8 protein-coding genes are annotated in these 16,241 nt (G+C 62.9%); 1 reads left to right on the top strand and 7 read right to left on the bottom strand.

Annotation, left to right across the window (positions count from 1 at the left end):
- The first annotated feature begins 79 nt into the window (after nt 1-79).
- Nucleotides 80-2,668 (top strand): bifunctional diguanylate cyclase/phosphodiesterase, encoded by a 2,589-nt coding sequence (locus tag AB4K19_RS09735; RefSeq protein WP_436399514.1) that lies wholly within the window; start codon nt 80-82, stop codon nt 2,666-2,668.
- Nucleotide 2,669: 1 nt separating this feature from the next.
- On the opposite strand, the gene AB4K19_RS09730 is transcribed toward AB4K19_RS09735, so the two are convergent.
- The 7 genes from AB4K19_RS09730 to AB4K19_RS09700 are packed head-to-tail and all read right to left on the bottom strand — an operon-like array spanning nt 2,670 to nt 16,032.
- Entirely contained in the window at nt 2,670-3,974 is a 1,305-nt protein-coding gene (locus AB4K19_RS09730) for a nucleotide disphospho-sugar-binding domain-containing protein (RefSeq protein WP_436399513.1), read from the bottom strand.
- Nucleotides 3,975-4,029: 55 nt separating this feature from the next.
- On the bottom strand, nt 4,030-7,839 hold the full coding sequence (locus AB4K19_RS09725) for a non-ribosomal peptide synthetase (protein ID WP_436399512.1): 3,810 nt from the start codon (nt 7,837-7,839) through the stop codon (nt 4,030-4,032).
- Between the two features lies 1 nt (nt 7,840).
- Nucleotides 7,841-11,971 carry an amino acid adenylation domain-containing protein gene (locus AB4K19_RS09720; RefSeq protein ID WP_436399511.1) on the bottom strand — a complete coding sequence of 1,377 codons (4,131 nt, stop codon included), beginning with the start codon at nt 11,969-11,971 and terminating at the stop codon, nt 7,841-7,843.
- Nucleotides 11,964-12,224, bottom strand: a complete 261-nt coding sequence (locus tag AB4K19_RS09715) for a phosphopantetheine-binding protein (RefSeq protein ID WP_436399510.1) — start codon at nt 12,222-12,224, stop codon at nt 11,964-11,966. The genes AB4K19_RS09720 and AB4K19_RS09715 overlap by 8 nt, the downstream gene beginning before the upstream one ends.
- Nucleotides 12,205-13,674: an amino acid adenylation domain-containing protein gene (locus AB4K19_RS09710; protein WP_375228179.1), complete on the bottom strand. Its 1,470-nt coding sequence runs from the start codon at nt 13,672-13,674 to the stop codon at nt 12,205-12,207. The genes AB4K19_RS09715 and AB4K19_RS09710 overlap by 20 nt, the downstream gene beginning before the upstream one ends.
- A 1-nt stretch (nt 13,675) precedes the next feature.
- Nucleotides 13,676-14,887 carry a HupE/UreJ family protein gene (locus AB4K19_RS09705; RefSeq protein WP_375228178.1) on the bottom strand — a complete coding sequence of 404 codons (1,212 nt, stop codon included), beginning with the start codon at nt 14,885-14,887 and terminating at the stop codon, nt 13,676-13,678.
- On the bottom strand, nt 14,884-16,032 hold the full coding sequence (locus tag AB4K19_RS09700; protein WP_375228177.1) for an acyl-CoA dehydrogenase family protein: 1,149 nt from the start codon (nt 16,030-16,032) through the stop codon (nt 14,884-14,886). The genes AB4K19_RS09705 and AB4K19_RS09700 overlap by 4 nt, the downstream gene beginning before the upstream one ends.
- Nucleotides 16,033-16,241 lie beyond the last annotated feature (209 nt).

The raw sequence follows: 16,241 nt of genomic DNA, 5'->3' as shown, positions 1-16,241 counted from the left end.
CTGGCCTTGTGGCCCGGGCCGCCGGTGTCCTGTGCTCTGTGATCAGCCACCGAACCAGACGCGCGCAGGGGTAGAGACCATGCAGCGCATCAATTTCATGAGCCGCTTTCTGAAGCTGACGCTCTTTGGCTATATCCTGTCGATCCTGTGTGTGGCCGGTGCGGTCTGGTTTGCCTCTGCGCCGACGCTGAAAAAGATGCAGCTGGAAGCCAAACGCGCGCACCTTGAAACCAAGGCCAACGTGATCGGCTCGATCCTTGATGCCATGGTGGATGAGGGCGAGTTTCTGGCCCGTTCGCCTGATATCGTTGAATATGTCACCGGTCACGAAACCCGCGATGCAATGGCCATCAGTGCCCTGCTGACGCTGCAGGATGCCCGGAACATCCGTCTTGTTGATTTCAGCGGGCGCGTAAAGGTCTCGGTGCACGAAGAACAGTCAGCCTCGCCTTTTCTGCCTGTTGAAGCGGTCGAGGGTATTGCCGATCTGGTCAGTGGCCGCACCCCTGCGGAGGCGCGTATTTCGTACCGGCCCAGCCGCGGCGAACACATGGCCCATTTCCTGATTTCAGTACCGGTTTTGTCTCTGGGCCAGGTCGAGGGGTTGCTGGTTTTTGAAAGAACCGTTGATCTCGGGCATATACTGACGGCCACCGATGGTCAGCCTGCGACCGTAATCGCCACGACGTTTCAGATGGAGCGCTGGGGCGAGTGGTTCGGGCGCAGCGGCTCGATCGTGTCCACGCGCATGCCCAGCGGAGATTTCCATCTGATCGTGGATACCGATCAGAAAACGCTGGCAAATCTGGGGTTCAATCTGGTTGTGAATGCGATCGGCGTGGCGATGCTCGCGCTTGTTGTCCCCTTCAGCATGATGGCGGCCTCGGGCATGCGTGCGATTGTGCGGCCCCATGAAGAACTGGAAAAATCCCGTGAGGTACTGGCGCAGAAGCAGCGCGAACTGGGGGAACTGGCGCAGATCGCGGAAATGGCGAATGAAAGCATCCTGGTCACCGACAGTGAGCGCAGGATAATCTGGACGAACAATGCATTCACCAAAATTACCGGCTACAGCAGGGAAGAAGTGGTCGGGGTCCGGCCCAATGACCTGCTGTACGGCCCCGACACAGATCCGCGTGTGATCACGCAGATCCGCGATGCGATCCGGAACCGTGAGCCGGTGCAAACCGAGGTTCTGGTCTATCACAAGGACGGACGGCCTTACTGGATCAGCCTTGGCATTTCGCCGCTGGAGGCAACGGCGGCAACCGGTGTTCGGTTTGCATCGATTTCTACAGACATTACGGCGGCCAAGGAAGCGCAGGAAAAGCTCGCGCAAGCCAAGGCTGCTACGGAAAGGCAGTCGCTGCATGACGCGCTGACCGGGCTGCCGAACCGCCGGTGTCTGGACGGTATTCTGGAGACAGAAGTGACCGACATACACCCGCCGCGCACTCTGATCCGCGTGGACCTCGACCATTTTAAAAACGTCAATGATACGCTCGGCCATGCGGCCGGGGATTTTGTTCTGAAAAGCGTGGGCGAGATCCTGAAGAACGGCGTGCGGCCAGGCGACGTTGCGGCCCGTATCGGCGGCGATGAATTTGTGATCCTGCTGGAGGTCGGTGGCGATTCCGAAACGGCGCGACGGATGACCGATGGCCTGCTGGTGGAGATCCGCAGGGAAATGGACTTTGAAGGCAAGACCTGCCGGGTTGGTGCCAGCTTCGGGATCGCGTCTGCCATGGATGGTCTGCTGAGCAATTCGGACCTGCTGAAAGGGGCGGATTCGGCGCTGTATTCGGCCAAGGAACTCGGCAGGAACACAGCAACGCTCTACACACCACAGCTGCACAGTATCGTAAATGAAAAGCGCATGCTGTCGGCTGAGATTGAACTGGGGATCCGCAACAAAGAGTTCGAGGCGTTTTTCCAGCCTCAGTTCAATGCGCATTCCGGTGCTCTTGAAGGGGTTGAGGCGCTGGTGCGCTGGCTGCATCCGACGCGGGGCCTGCTGCCGCCCTCGCAGTTCCTGAAGGTTGCGGAACAGCTGCGCTTTACCCCGGACATTGATCGCCAGGTGTTTGAATTCGGGCTGTCCCGCATCGCGCGGATGAATGACGCCGGCTATCCGGTGCCGAAGATCTCGTTCAACATGGACGTGCATCAGATCGTGAATACACGCATCGAGGACATTGTCCGGCGGCATGACATCGGGCAGACAATTGTTGCGCTCGAAGTGCTGGAGAGCGTGCTGGTTGAAGAGCAGGACCAGAATTTCGTGGCGCGGATCAACCATCTGCGGGCGGCTGGTTTCCAGATTGAAGTGGATGACTTCGGGTCGGGGCATGCATCAGTTATCGGTCTGAAACACCTCAAGCCCCATGTGATGAAGCTGGACCGGATGCTGGTTCAGCCGGTCGATACCGATACGACCGCGCGCACACTGGCCCGGAACATGATTGAAATGGGCAAGGCACTGGGCATTTCGGTCACCGCGGAAGGGGTGGAAACCGCCCGGCATGCAGCCATCATGCGTGATCTCGGTTGCGATACGCTGCAGGGCTTCTATTTTGCCCGGCCAATGCCGTTTGAAAAACTCGAAGCGTTCATTTGCGGCGGAGAGCGTGAGAACCTGGCGCGCGGGCGAACGTCGGGGCGCTCCTAGGTCAGTTCGGAGATCGCACGTTTGCCCCGTTGCGCCGCATCAGGCGCCCGACGACATCAGCGACGTGCCCGGAGGCCTGGACCGATGCCAGACGTTTCTGTATCTGAGCCAGCCGGGACCTGGTGCTTTCAGAGGTCATGAGTTGTTGCAGGGTCCGTGCGATCTTTGCGGGACTGTCCCGGTATCCGCCGGACATACCAATGCCGTGATACTGCGCGCGCGCGGCATTCCCCTTTCCATCGAGTGCATTGGGGCAGATCAGCATAGGCGTCGCGGTTGCAAGGCATTCACCGAAAGTGCCTGCGCCGCCGTGAAAAATCGCGCAGTCGGCCGCGTCCAGCGCGTCAAGCTGTGGTGCCCAGCCGGCAAACTGCAGATTGTCAGCGGGGGTGGTGCCGGGCAGCAGCCGGTCTGGATCACCGGCCACCAGAATGTCCCAGCCGGGATTGGCCTGCGCGACCTGGTTGAGCGCCCGGATGAACCTGACGGGTGGTCTGCGCATGGATCCGAACCCGGCGTAGATGCGTTTTTTCCCGTCCCCGCGCGCAAAAAAACGACCCGGGTCGGGTGCTGCGGCCAGGTGCGGGCGGTTCCGCCAGATCTGAGGTCCGAGGAAGGTCAGGTGCTCTGCTGCGGGAGCCGGAAAATCCAGCGCGCCGTCAACAAGGGCCAGTGTTGGCAGCCGGTAGCTCCACGGTGTCTGAAACGCCTTTCGGGTTGTGATGTTGTCCAGATCAACGCCGTTTTTGTCCGCCAGAGCCCTGTGTGCGGTGGCCATGTCGGCCCCCCAGCGGCGGAAGCTCGCGCGCCGCAGTCTGAGGTTTTTGGTCGTGTCGAGCAGGCGCCAGCGCATAGTGACAGCCGCCGGCGTGCCGGTCAGGCCTCTGCCCGGTATGGCCGAAGTGGTCAGGGGGGGCGCCAGCGGTCCCGGCGGAGAGAAGTACATAAACGACAGAAGGACGGTCTGATGCCCCGCCGCAATGCTGCGGATGACTGCGCTGTGGTGCTCGCAGTCGGCCAGCACCATGTCGGGCGCGGTCTGTTTGAGCGCTTGGGCAAACCCATCTTCCTCAATGCGCGCAACGGCCCGTGCCGTTCGGTCCTGTTTCAGGCGCGGGGTCCGCAGGAGGCCGGGTTTTGGCAGGTAGCCTGCGCGCACGCTCAGCAGCGGGGCCTGAACGGGGATCACTGGAAATCCGGCATGAGCGATGGCGCTGTGGCAGTTGTCAGGCGCGGCAAACGTGACATCGTGGCCAGCCCCCTGCAGCGTTTCGGCCAGAGCGAGTGTTGAGAAAAGATTGCTCATCAGGCCGGTGCAGGTGAACAGCAGTCGTGCGATGATCGGCTCCTTTCTGCGCGGCTCAGGATGGTTTTCTCATCAGGGAGATGATCGAGGTTGCAACCGCGACAACGCTTTCGGGAGCGGTGAGGACGTCACGATGCCGGTGCTGCAGGTTGATGACGCTACGGTGTTTCAGCCGGGTGTCGATGGCGCTGCCAGCCGCCAGAGCCGGATTTTCCTGTGAAATCATGACCGTAACGGGCCGGTCGTATTGCCGGATGCGGTAGCGCGACAGTGAAAAGACATAGGCCGAGCGGACCAGCGCACGTCGCCGCCAGTCTGAGCGGGGCATAACGGGCGCGAGGACAGTGAGTGCAGCCACCCGCGCCGTGTGCCGCAGCAACCGCAGTGCAAGGGCGCGTCTTGTCCGGCGGTAGAGGCGCAGAGCGGCGGGCTCGGTGTCCGGGGGTGGGCCGTCCTGCAGCATCTGGTAGGGCGGATCGATCAGAACGAGGTGTTTCAGTTCGTCCCCGAGGATTCGGGCCATTTCCAGCGCCACGGGCGCTCCGGCCGAATAGGCGCAGAGCACATAAGGACCGGCTGGTTTGAGGGCGCGCAGGTTTTCCACGGCCTCCTGTGCCAGGTCCTCAACGCGGATTGTCAGCGGCACCCGCAACCCGTGAAGGTAATGCGAGAACAGCAACCCGACCGGATGGCGGTCGCCAAGCCCCCGGGCAACCTGGCTGAACAGCTGCATTGTGCCGTGCACGATAAACACCGCGTCCCGGTCGCCGCCGGTGTTGGCATAGCACACATTGCGGACCTGCTGACTGTCCACCCTGGTGTCTGCGGTTGCCAGAACACGCCGCGCCAGAGCGCGCGGTGTCGGGTGTTCAAAGATGTCGACCGGGGCGAATGTCAGGCCGCGCTGGCGTGCCATGCTGTACACCGCGATGGTCATGAGACTGTCGCCGCCTTCGTCGAAAAAGTCTGCGTCCGGGTCGAAACTGTCTGTGCCAAATGCGCTGGCAAAGATGTCTGCAATCTGCTGTTCCAGCGCTGTCATGGGGGGCGGGACGGCAACGGCAACAGGCCGGACGGCGGCCATCTCCGTCAGCGCGCCGACATCGGTTTTCCCGTTGGGCAGGCGCGGAAACTGATCCATCAGAATGACCCGCGCGGGCACAAAGGGTGCGGGCAGGCGTGCGGCAAGCTGAGCCATGATCTCTTCTGCTTCCGCCCTGCCCGGGGGTGTTTCGATGCACAGAACAATTGTCCCGTCGACAGGCAACGCGAGGCAGGTCGCACCGGGGCAAAGGGCCTGGGCGGCTGCTTCGGTTTCGCCGGGTTCGACCCGGTGACCACGTATTTTCACCTGCCGGTCGCTGCGCCCGGTCCAGGTAATGGTGCCCGCCGCGTCGGCGTACCCGCTGTCGCCGGTCCGGTAAAGGCGCGGCGCGCCCGTTCCTGCAGCTGCAAAAGTCTCTTCCGTCAGGGCCGGGGCATTGAAATATCCCTCGGCCAGCGTCGGACCACACACCGCGATCCCGCCCCGGACGCCGGGCGGCAGGGGGATGCCATCGGGGTCGCAGATCCCCGCCCAGGTGCCGGGCAGTGCGCGGCCGATGGGCACGGTGTCGGTGGTGGAGCCGGTCACCTCCGCCGCGGTTGCCCAGACGGTCGTTTCCGTTGGTCCGTATTCGTTGAAAAGCCTGAGCCCGGGGGCGGCCTGACCCACGCGGTCAACAAGCTGCTGGGGCAGGGCTTCTCCAGCGCAGATAAGGGTTCTGAGGCGGCGTAATGTCCGGTCCGGAAGCGCGTCCAGCAATGCAGCCGCCAGCCCGGGCAGGCACAGGGTATGCGTGACCGAATGTCTGTCAATCAGAGTGCCGAGACCGTCCGGGTCCTGTTCCGCATGCTTTGGGGCCAGCACGACGTGCCCGCCCGTGGCCAGCGGCCAGCAGAGCCCGGGCACAGAGCTGTCAAAGGCCAGCGAGGAGAGTACCAGATACGCGTCCGGCGTCCCGCCGTAGATCTCGTCTCGCACGCCGGTAGAATGGGCCAGGGCATTGTGAGAGATTACGACGCCCTTCGGCTTGCCCTGTGACCCGGAGGTGAAAATCACATAGGCCAGTGGCCCGGGCGTCACGGTGGGGGCGTCATCGCCGGTCAGCCTATCCGTCAGGATAAGATCGGCCCCGTGTGCAGGCAGGGTATCGATGGTGTCGCCGCGCGTGATGATCCGGGCGGGATCGACCGTTTCCAGAATGTCCGCAATCCGTGCGGCAGGATACGTCAGGTCGAGCGGGACGTAGGCGGCACCGGCCATCCAGGTGCCGATGAAGGCGGCAAGAGCATCGGTCTCCCGGGGCAGTGCTACGGGAATGATCTCGCCCGGCCGGGTGCCCGCGCGTCGGAGCGCGGTTGCGATTGCGCCGGCGCGGGAGCGGAGCTGGCTGTACGTCAGCGTCTCATGTGCGTCGCTGACGGCGGGGGCATCGGGGGTGTTTTCTGCCGCCTTCAGAAACCGTTCGAGGACCGTTGGGTAGGGTTGCGTTTCGGTCACCCGGGGCATCGGCAGTGCCTTGTGCAGCGCGTCGGTCAGCGTGCGCCGCGGGTCAGCCGTGAGGGCTGTGACGATCATGCGGTAGCGCAGCAGTATCCCGTCTGCGAGATCCGGTGACACTTTTGAGGTGTCTAAGTAAAGCTCGCAGCGCAGATCATCCCCCGGCGTGACGAGCATAGCCAGGGTGTAGTTGCTGGACTGCACCGTGCGCAGGTCGCGAATGGTTACCCCCGCACGTGCGTCCGGCAGGGTGGCCACGGGTTCGTTCACAAACAGAGTTTCAAACAATGGCGTGCCGCGCGGGACGGGGGCAATGGCCTGCACCCCGGTCAGTGCGGCGAAGGCATGGGGCGTATGCGCGCGCTGGTGCGTTTCCGTATGGCGCAGGAACTCTGCGACGGTAGTCTCAGGATCAATCCGCAGCCGCAGGGGCAGGGTGTTGATGAACGCCCCGGCCGCAGTTGCCGATCCCGGAACCTCCGGCGGCCGGCCGGCATAGGTCTGGCCGAAGATCACGTCATTGCTGCCGGTCAGGTGCCGGAGGGTCAGCGCCCAGGCCGCTGACAAAAGCGAGTTCGGGGTGATGCGCAGTTTTTTCGATGTTTCACAAACAGCGCGGGCCGTGTCCGCGCCAAGCAGCATCTCCCTGTGGTCCTGGCCCGCGCCTGGTCTGGCCAGCGGGGCCAGGGGAAGCGTTGCGGGATCGTCCAGACCGGCCAGATGCGTCCCCCAGTAGTCTCGGTCAGCCACGTCCTGGCGGTTTTTACGCACCCAGCCCAGAACATCCCGGAACGAAGCCGGTGCGCGATCCGGTGTGGCCTCGCCCGCATAGCGCCGGAAAATGTCATCCAGCACGACAGAGGTGGACCAGCCGTCGCTGATCAGATGGTGCACGGTCCAGACCAGAACGTGCTCAGTTTCGGTGCGGCGGATCAGGCGGACGGCCATCAGGGGCGGTTTGCCCAGATCAAACCGGCGCGATTGTTCCAGCCGGATCAGGGCCGCCAGATCAGTCTGGGCCGCATCGCCGGATTTGCCGGACCAGTCGTCCTCTTCCCAGGGCAGGGTGATGGTTTCGCGGATTGCCTGGGCGGGCTGCTTCATGCCTTCCCAGACGAAACCGGCCCGGTAGCTGTCACGCGCGGTCACGGCCTGTTGCATCGCTGTTTTCAGGCGCTGCGGATCGAGCGGGCCGTCGATGGTACAGGACAGCACGGCGACATAACGGCCCTGGGCCGCGGGGTCTTCCAGCACGTGAAAGAGCATGCCTTTCTGCGCAGGGGTGAGCGGCAGAACCGCTGTGACGCCGGCCGGCAGGGTCATGTCAGGAGAGCGCCCCGGTCAGGGAGGCGAGGTCTTCTGCGTCAAGCTCAAAGCCCAGATCATCCGTGTCGTCGCCTGCGATCTGCGGTTGCTGAGTATCGGCGTTTTCGGCGAGGGCGGCCAGCGTTCTGTATTCAAAGAGGGCCGTTGCCTGCAGGGGAATGCCCAGTTCATTGGCCCGCATTGCGACCTGGATCGCCGCCAGTGAATCCACCCCGATGTCGAGGAAATCAGCGTGACGGCTGACCTGTGCGGTCTGGGTGACTTCACAAAGCACCGCGGCCAGTTGCTGTTCTGTCTCTGTCAGAGGAGGCTCAAAGGCTGCATCCACCGGAGCGCCTGGTGCCGGCAGCCGTTCGTTATCCACTTTGCCGTTCGGGGTCAGCGGCAGCGCGTCGGTCAGCACGATGCGCGACGGCAGAGCCTCGCGTGGCAGTTTCGCCCGCAGGGCCCCCATGAGGGTATCCTCGCTGACGCTGCCGTCGGTTGCGGCCCAGGCTGTCAGACCTGCGCCGGACCCAGTATCCTGGCCCGGGTCGTACCCGATCTGACCCAGCATACTGCGGACCGCATCCGGGTCGATCTCGTCGTTCAGCTCCTCGAGTGCCTCGGCGCGGGTCTTGTGGCCCATCCGCACATCCCAGCTGTAGGGCAGGGCATAGTTGTGATACCCGCGGCGGTTCTGGTGCACATAGATTCCGGCGTCATTGATCAGGCAATTGGTGGAGCGTCCGGTATCGGCGGGCCGTTTCCAGGCGCCGCGCGCGTCCAGCACCCGGTAGATTTCCGACACGGGCACGTCGATGAACCGGTAGATGTCAATGATATCAATCTCTTCGAGGAAGGCGCCATCGGCCAGATCACTGGTCTGCAACAGCGTGGCCACAGCGTCGTCTTCGGCATGGTACCGGCGGCGCGCTTCAGTCACCATGCTTTCCAGCTGCGCACAGGTCGGCGCGCTGCGCGAAAACAGCTCGGGCGAGAGGCGCGTTTCAAAGAACTGCCCGCGCGACAGGCCGGTGACAATCGCGGGCGCACCCTCCGCCCGCGCCGTCCGGATCGCCAGCGTGTAAAGCGCCTTGAAACATCCCTGGCAGACGTTCGCATGGGTGTTCAGACTGTCGACAAAGATCTCGTTCATCCGGTCTGTGCTCAGAAACCGGTGATCCCAGCCCAGATCTGCGACCACGCGGCGGATGTTGTCTTTGGCACCTTCCGCGATAAAGCCGTTGTCCAGCGTCACAGCCAGCACGCGCGGCGTCAGTTCCGAGAGGCGGTAGGCCGCATAGGTGCTGTCCTTGCCGCCGCTGAGCAGCATGACAGCGTCATAGGACCCCCGTGATTTGTCCGCCGCAGCGTGCAGTCTGTCGGCCAGATCCTGTTCGGGGCGGAAATAGGCCTGTGCGCGGTCGCGGTAGTCGTCGAAGCCTGCGCAGATGGAGCACAGTCCTGCCTCGGACAGCGAAGCGCCAGGGAATGTGTCCGGCAGGCCGCAACGGATGCAATGCGCAGATGGCGCGTCTTCTGTCGTGCGGGGCAGGGCCACATGCGCTGCACTGACACCGTCAACGGCAAGCAGGGCATTGGTGATTTCGGCGGTTTCGATGCGGACACCACCGATTTTGAGCTGGTCATCGCGCCGTCCCAGATACCGCAGTGAGCCGTCACGGGCCATGCGGCCGATATCGCCGGTGCGGTAGAGAAACGTGCCGTCCGGCGCTGTGACGAAGGTCTGGGCGGTCAGGTCGGGCCGACCCAGATAACCGGTAGCCAGACGCCCGCTGATACAGATCTCCCCGGCGATACCTGCCGGCAGAACGGACAGCCCGGCGTCCCGAACGGTCACCGCCACGCCGTCAGCCGGTCTGCCGATGGGCACAGAGGCTCCGGTGTCCGCCGCCGGATCAAACCGGTGGATCATTGCGCCCACGATCGCCTCGGTGGGCCCGTATTCATTGAGGATCGCGAGCCTGTCGGACAGGACGGCGCGCGCGCGCCTGCAAAGGCTGGTGGTCAGGTTCTCTCCGCCCAGCACGAGAGTCCGGATTGTGCTGACGGACTGACCCGCCTCGCAGACCAGCGCCAGGTGAGATGGCGTGAGTTTGACCACATCCACGGCATCCTCGCGGAACACGTCGAGCACGGCCAGATCGGTTGGCCCTGTTTCCGGATAGACGGCAATCGTGCCGCCGGTTGTCAGCGGGACAAAGAGCGAGGTGATCGTCAGGTCAAACGACAGCGAGGAAAAGAAAGAGTAATCTGTGTGGCCCGGTGTGCTGAACGCCTCTGCGGCCCAGCGGATGTAATGCGCCAGCCCGTCCTGCGGGACAACGACCCCTTTGGGCGTACCCGTTGAGCCCGAGGTAAAGAGCACATAGGCCGTATCATCCTGTCCGGCGTGCTGCGGGTCCTGCGCGGCAGAAGGGTTGGTGATGACGGGGGAAGTGCTGGTTGTTTGCAGCGTTTTGGCGGTCCGGGCGTCGCCGATCACGGCCACGGCGCCCGCAGCCTGCAGAATGGTGGCCACGCGCCCGGCGGGGGTGTTCGCTGCGACGGGCACAAAGGGGCGACCGGCACGCAGCACCCCCAGAATGGCGGCAATACAGTCCACGGACCGGTGCATCTGTACAGCGACAGGTCCCGCGCCGGATGTGGCGCCCTGGACAGCCGCCGCGAAATGCCCCGCCTGTTTCCAGAGGTCGCGGTAGGTGCTGACGGTGCTGCCTTCCCGTGCCGCAATGGCGTCGGGTCGTTCCCGCACCTGTTCTTCGATCAGCGTCAGGACCGGGGTTGCGGCGTCCGGCGGTGCCGCTGGTCCGGCGCAAAGGCCGGTGATCTCTGTGGCGGCCGCATCGGAAGTCAGGGGCAGGGTTACCAGCGGTGCGGTGGCATCATCGCAGACCGCCTCCAGCAGTTGTGCGAACTGGTCCGGGATCTCTGCGGCGTCTGTTTCCCGGCTGATGGCCGCGCTGACGTCAATTTCCAGCGCGGGACCGCTGCCATCGAAATCCGTGACATGCAGGCGCAGCGGGTTGTGCGGATCATGCGCACCGCTGTGCAGCCAGGTCGCGCGCGCAGGCGCACCCGCGAAACCCCCGAAACGCGCCTGGATAAAGTTGAGAACACTGGCTGTGCCGCCAGGGGCCTGCGCGGCAATGGCATTGGGTCTGGCCTGCCGGAGAAAGGTACCCAGCCCCTCGCGCACGCGGGCAAAGAGCGTCGCAAAGCTGTCGCCGCACTCGATATCCGTGCCAAAGGGAAGCACCTCAACAAAGAGCCCCATCGTCTGGCGGTCTTCGGCGGTCAGACGGTTATGGGCGGGCAGGGCCATAACCACGTGGTCGTCATGGGCGATGCGGTGCAGGAACGCGGTCCAGGCGGTCAGAAACAGCGCCAGACGGGTAAGGTCCGGTGTGAACATGCGAAACTGGGGGTCCGTCCCCAGCGCATCCAGTCTCCGGGCCGCGTGATCAAGGCTGTCACTGCGGACGCGGACCGATGTGGGGTGACGGTCCGGCTTTGCGCCATAGGGCAGGCTTTGGGCCGCGGGTGGTGCGCTTTGATCCGCGTCGCCGGCGGTGGTGTCGCGCGTGAACTGATCGTTGAGACGCTGTGCGGCATCAAACCAGGCAGGTCCGGTGTCTGTTTCGCCATCTGTGGCATAGGCCTGTGATACCGCTTCAAAGAGCAGCGCACCTGACTGTGCATCACAGGCAATATGATGCTGTGCCGACAGCCAAACCCAATGCGCTGGAGCGAGTTTGACCAGCTGTGCACGGTAGCTGCCGCAGCTGAGATCAAAGGGCTCGGCGATAAAAGGGGGCAGAAGCGCCTCAAGGGCTGCTTCGGGATCAGGCGTTTCGCTCAGATCGCGGAACGCGGGCACGGCAAAAGCGGTATCCGCCGGAAACTGAACCGGACCATTCTCTGTGTCGCGAAACCGGGCCTGCATCGCATCCGAAGCATTCACCACCCTGTTCAGCGCCCGTGAAAAGCGCGCCGGATCGATCTCCTGCAGAAGGTCAAACCGCCAGACCATCGTGTAGAGTGGCGCGTCCGGTGTCAGGCGGGTGCCCTGCCAGAAACGCAGCTGGCTCTGTGTCAGGGGAATGTCGGTCGTTGTGTCACGCATCGGGTGCCCGCGTCTCCAGGTAGCCGGCAATTGCCTCAATGGTTTCGAAGTTTTCGATCACAACATCCTCAAACGGAATTTTCAGACCGAATTCCTGTTCGGTGAAGGTGACGAGGGACATCACCGCCAGCGAATCCAGCAGACCGCTGAGCAGCAGGTTTTCGTCATCTGCGATTTCTCTGTTTCCCAGAAGGCTGCCGCTGATGTAGCCGCGCAGCACGGGCCGGGTGTGTTCAGGCTGCAGAGCGGTCACAGCTCACCTCCTGCAGGGCTTTGCGGTCTATTTTGCCGGTTGAGGTCCGGGCCAGCGTGGGCACGGAAATGATCCGTTCGGGCACGGCATAAGGCGGCAGGTTTTCGGCCGCATAACGAAGGAGCGCATCGCCGTTGGCAGTACTGGAAATGAAAGCCACAAGGGTCTGAGCATTGTGGTCCACGACTACGGCCGCTTCACGCACTTCTCTGTGCCGCTGCAACACCAGTTCGACCTCATCCAGCTCGATACGGAAGCCGCGCAGTTTGATCTGGCGGTCTGCACGGCCGCGCAGCCAGATGGTGCCATCTGCGCCCCGGTCCACAAGATCACCGGTACGGTAGAACCGCAGGTCCCGGCCCTCATGCGGCAGGGTCACAAATGCTTCCTGCGTGCGCTCCGGGTCATTCCAGTATCCGGTCATCAGCTGATCAGAGGCGATCAGAAGCTCGCCGGTGTCCACAATCCGTGCCACCACGCCCACGTCAGGCAGCCCGATGGGCAAAGCGCTTTTGCCGTCAATCAGATCGGGTGGCAGCAGGGCGGTGGTGCAGTGGTTTGTCTCTGTGGGCCCGTAGGCGTTCAGAAACGAGGCCTGGGGCACGTGATGCGAAAAGGACTGAAGCACATCAGGTGGCATGGCCTCGCCGGCGTACATAACCAGCCTCAGACCTGAGAGATCGTGTTTGTGTAACGCTCCACGCGTTGTCAGCTGTGCGAGAGCAAAAGGAACAGAATACCAGACGGTTATGCCTTCTTTCTCAACCAGCGAAGACAGGCTGGCGGGGATTTTCGCATAGATCTCGGGGATGACAACGATGGTGCCGCCGGCCTCGATGGTCGAGAAGATGTCGAAAACCGACATATCGAAGTGCAGAGGGGTGTGATGACTGACCCGGTCGTGGGGGGTCAGCGCACAGAGCGCCGCCGTTTTGCATGCATAGGCCAGACCGCTTTTGTGCGTGTGACAGATGCCCTTTGGTTTGCCGGTCGAGCCGGACGTGTAGAGGATATAGGCCAGATCATCGGCATGGCGGGTAAGCTTTGGTAAAGGCGCATCTGACTGCAGCGTATGCTCCAGCAGCAGCAGGGGCGTCTCTCCGGAGAAGCGTTCAGCGCAGAGCGGATCGGTCAGGATCAGGGAAAGGGTGCAGTCGTCTGCAATATCCCGGACGCGGGACGCGGGTGCTGCGGGATCAATCGGGACATAGGCCGCCCCCGCGCGCATCACCCCAAAGACGGCGGCGATGGTTTCGAACCCCTTCTGCGCATAAATCCCGACCCGGTCTCCGGCGCCGATGCCTCGGGCAGCGAGGCAACCGGCGATGCGGTCTGCGGTGGCATGTGTTCTGGCATAGCTGAAAGACTGACCATTAAAGCGGATGGCCGTCGCGTCGGGCCTGTGGCGGGCGTGTGCGGCCAGAGCGGTATCGAGCAGGCGGGGCGTCACGTCAGCCTCCTGCCAGTGCTACGCTGGCCGGGGCGAAAGCACCCAGCGTGCGTTCAGCAAACCAGAAGATGGCCACAGCGATCAGCGCCACGGATCCCGCCTGCAGGGCGACAAGGCGGTAGGACGCCAGTTGCCGCAGCGCAAAGAGCACGGGGAAGAGCAAGATGACAATCGCCAGTTGCCCAAGTTCGACACCGATGTTGAAGGCAACAAGGCCAAGGGCCTTGCGGGCCGGGTCCAGGCCCAGGGGCTCCAGCACGTTGGCGAAACCGAACCCGTGGAACAGACCAAAGATGAAAACGACTTTCCACGACTGGGCGTGAAATCTGGGAAAGAGATTGCCCAGAGCGACCACGGCGATGGAGAGCGCAATCACCGCCTCTACAAGAACAACGGGCAGGGTGATGATCCCGAAAGTCGCGAGGCTCAGCGTGATCGTATGCGCGATGGTGAAGACGGTTACAATTGTGACTGTCCTCTTCAGGCTTTCACGCAGGCTCGGCGCGGGTTCCCACCGGCCTGCGCTGATCAACATCACTGCCGAGACCAGCAGCGTCACCAGAAACAGAACGTGATCAAACCCCAGCCAGATGTGCCAGACACCGTGTTCAAGGAATGCCATGGCCACGCGGCTGGATTTCTCGTCGTTGAGGTAAAGCGTCTGCGCGCCATCGCCTGGTGCGAAGATCAGCGAGATATAGGATTCATTCACTTCCATCCCGTTGCGGGTGTTCGTGCTGATCAGCGCATAGCCGCGATGTTCGGGATCAATGTCGGAAAAGATCGCGTCATAGGACATCTGCAGCGTGACAGGGGTTTGTCCGATCCCCTGCACGTCAAACATCAGCTGCGAGAAAATGCCCGCATCGGAGGCAAAGAAGGTCAGGTCCGTGAAGGTGACGTCAAGCGGCTGGCCGCCGTCGCTGAGCCGGAGGTGTTCGGCAAAATAGGCGCCGAGCGCTGGCAGATTCTCCTGCGCCTCCGCCTGCGTCAGCGGGGCTTCAACGTCGGCGCGGCCATACAACACTTTGGCCAGTTCGTTCAGCGTCACCTCGATGCGACCGCTCAGCGTGGTGTCGGTCACGTCGAAATAAACGTAGCTTTCGTTGAAGCTGTGTGCCTTTGCCGGGCCTGAGGATGCCAGCGCAAACACTGCGATAACCAGCCCGCACAGGATGGCTGTCAGACCCCGTGCTCTGAGCGCATGTGTCATTGGATCTTCCCCGTATTCTGCGCTGTGAGACGCGCTATTATTTGTCTTTGTACGTCTGATGTGCCCGAGTAGATCACTCCGCCGAGCGCATCGGTGAGGTCGGTGCCGGCCTGGGAAGAGGCGAGGTAACCTGCGCCCCCGAATGTTCTGACCGCATCCGTGCTGGAGGCAAGAAAGGCTTCGGACACATGCAGGTTGGTCATTGCCGCAAGGCGTGAGAGCGGTTTGCCCGCGTCGTAAGCCCGTGCCGCCTGTTCCATCATCAGGCGCGAGGTTTCGAGGCGCACGGACATATCCGCCAGCCTGTTGGCCACTGACTGATGTTCAATGATCGGTCTGCCAAACGTTTTGCGCGCGGTCGCAAATTCGGTGCATTCGCGCAGCTGCCGCGCCATTGCGCCCACATGCGGTGCCAGGATAAACGCGCGCTCCCAGTCGAGCGTTGCCTGAAAAATCCGCGCGCCTGTGCCTTCGGCTCCCAGCAGCCGGTCGGCAGGTATCCAGCAGTCCTGCAGGGTGATCCGACCCATAGGCAGCGTCGTCAGTCCTATTTTTTCCTGCTTGTTATCTGTGTGAAACCCGGGGTCATCGCGGTGCACGAGGAACACCGACACGCCCCATGATTTCCGCTCCGGCGCTGTGCTTGCGAATACGAGTGCGACGTCACAGTCCGGCGCCATGCCCACATAGGTTTTCGCGCCGTTCAGCAGGTACCCGCCGTCCTGTGCTTGCGCGCGCGATTCCAGCGCCATCGCATCAGACCCTGACTGTTCTTCCGTCAGCGCGTAGGCCCCGATTTTGCGCCCGCTCTCAAGGGCTGGCAGCCAGTCCGCTTTCTGATCGGCTGATCCAAAGGCAGCGATCGGTTGCTGCACCGTCCAGATGTGGGAATTCAGCCCCATTGTGAATCCGTTGTCCGTACAGGCCGTACCGATTTCGGCCATTGCCCGGACACATCCGAGCGCATCAGCCGGCGCATCCATGCCAGCATCCTGGGCCATCAGCCGCAGCGCACCCGCGTCAGCTGCTCTGTGCCAGGCGGCGCGCCAGTCAGTAGGGATGTCAGGTGTGAGTTTTTCGATTGCACAGGCCAGACCGGCGTGATCGTTCCGGGCGGGCTCGGGTTCTCTGGCCTGTGAATTCATAGAGCTGATCCGCCCGCGTCCGGCTTTTTCTTTGTGTTGCCAGTCCCATAGGTCCAGAGGATGGCGTCGGTTAAGCGGGCAGATAGAGCCTCCGGAGAGGCCGGCAAGACGCGGCGCATCCCGGTTCCCGACCCGCGCTGTGTCCGGGGACGGGCAGGATGCCAGGCCGCGGACTGCCGGTGAACCTGTTAAGAAATTGATTTAATTTG

The organism is Roseobacter phycocola, assembly GCF_042055075.2.
Lineage (GTDB): Bacteria > Pseudomonadota > Alphaproteobacteria > Rhodobacterales > Rhodobacteraceae > Roseobacter.
Note: the sequence above shows the minus strand (reverse complement) of the source record. Positions and strands in the feature narration are given on the sequence as shown.

Excerpts from the sequence above, each read along its gene's own strand:
- AB4K19_RS09730 (WP_436399513.1), bottom strand. The coding sequence starts at position 3,974 with ATGAGCAATCTTTTCTCAACACTCGCTCTGGCCGAAACGCTGCAGGGG.
- AB4K19_RS09700 (WP_375228177.1), bottom strand. The coding sequence starts at position 16,032 with ATGAATTCACAGGCCAGAGAACCCGAGCCCGCCCGGAACGATCACGCC.
- AB4K19_RS09735 (WP_436399514.1), top strand. The coding sequence starts at position 80 with ATGCAGCGCATCAATTTCATGAGCCGCTTTCTGAAGCTGACGCTCTTT.
- AB4K19_RS09725 (WP_436399512.1), bottom strand. The coding sequence starts at position 7,839 with ATGACCCTGCCGGCCGGCGTCACAGCGGTTCTGCCGCTCACCCCTGCG.
- AB4K19_RS09720 (WP_436399511.1), bottom strand. The coding sequence starts at position 11,971 with ATGCGTGACACAACGACCGACATTCCCCTGACACAGAGCCAGCTGCGT.
- AB4K19_RS09705 (WP_375228178.1), bottom strand. The coding sequence starts at position 14,887 with ATGACACATGCGCTCAGAGCACGGGGTCTGACAGCCATCCTGTGCGGG.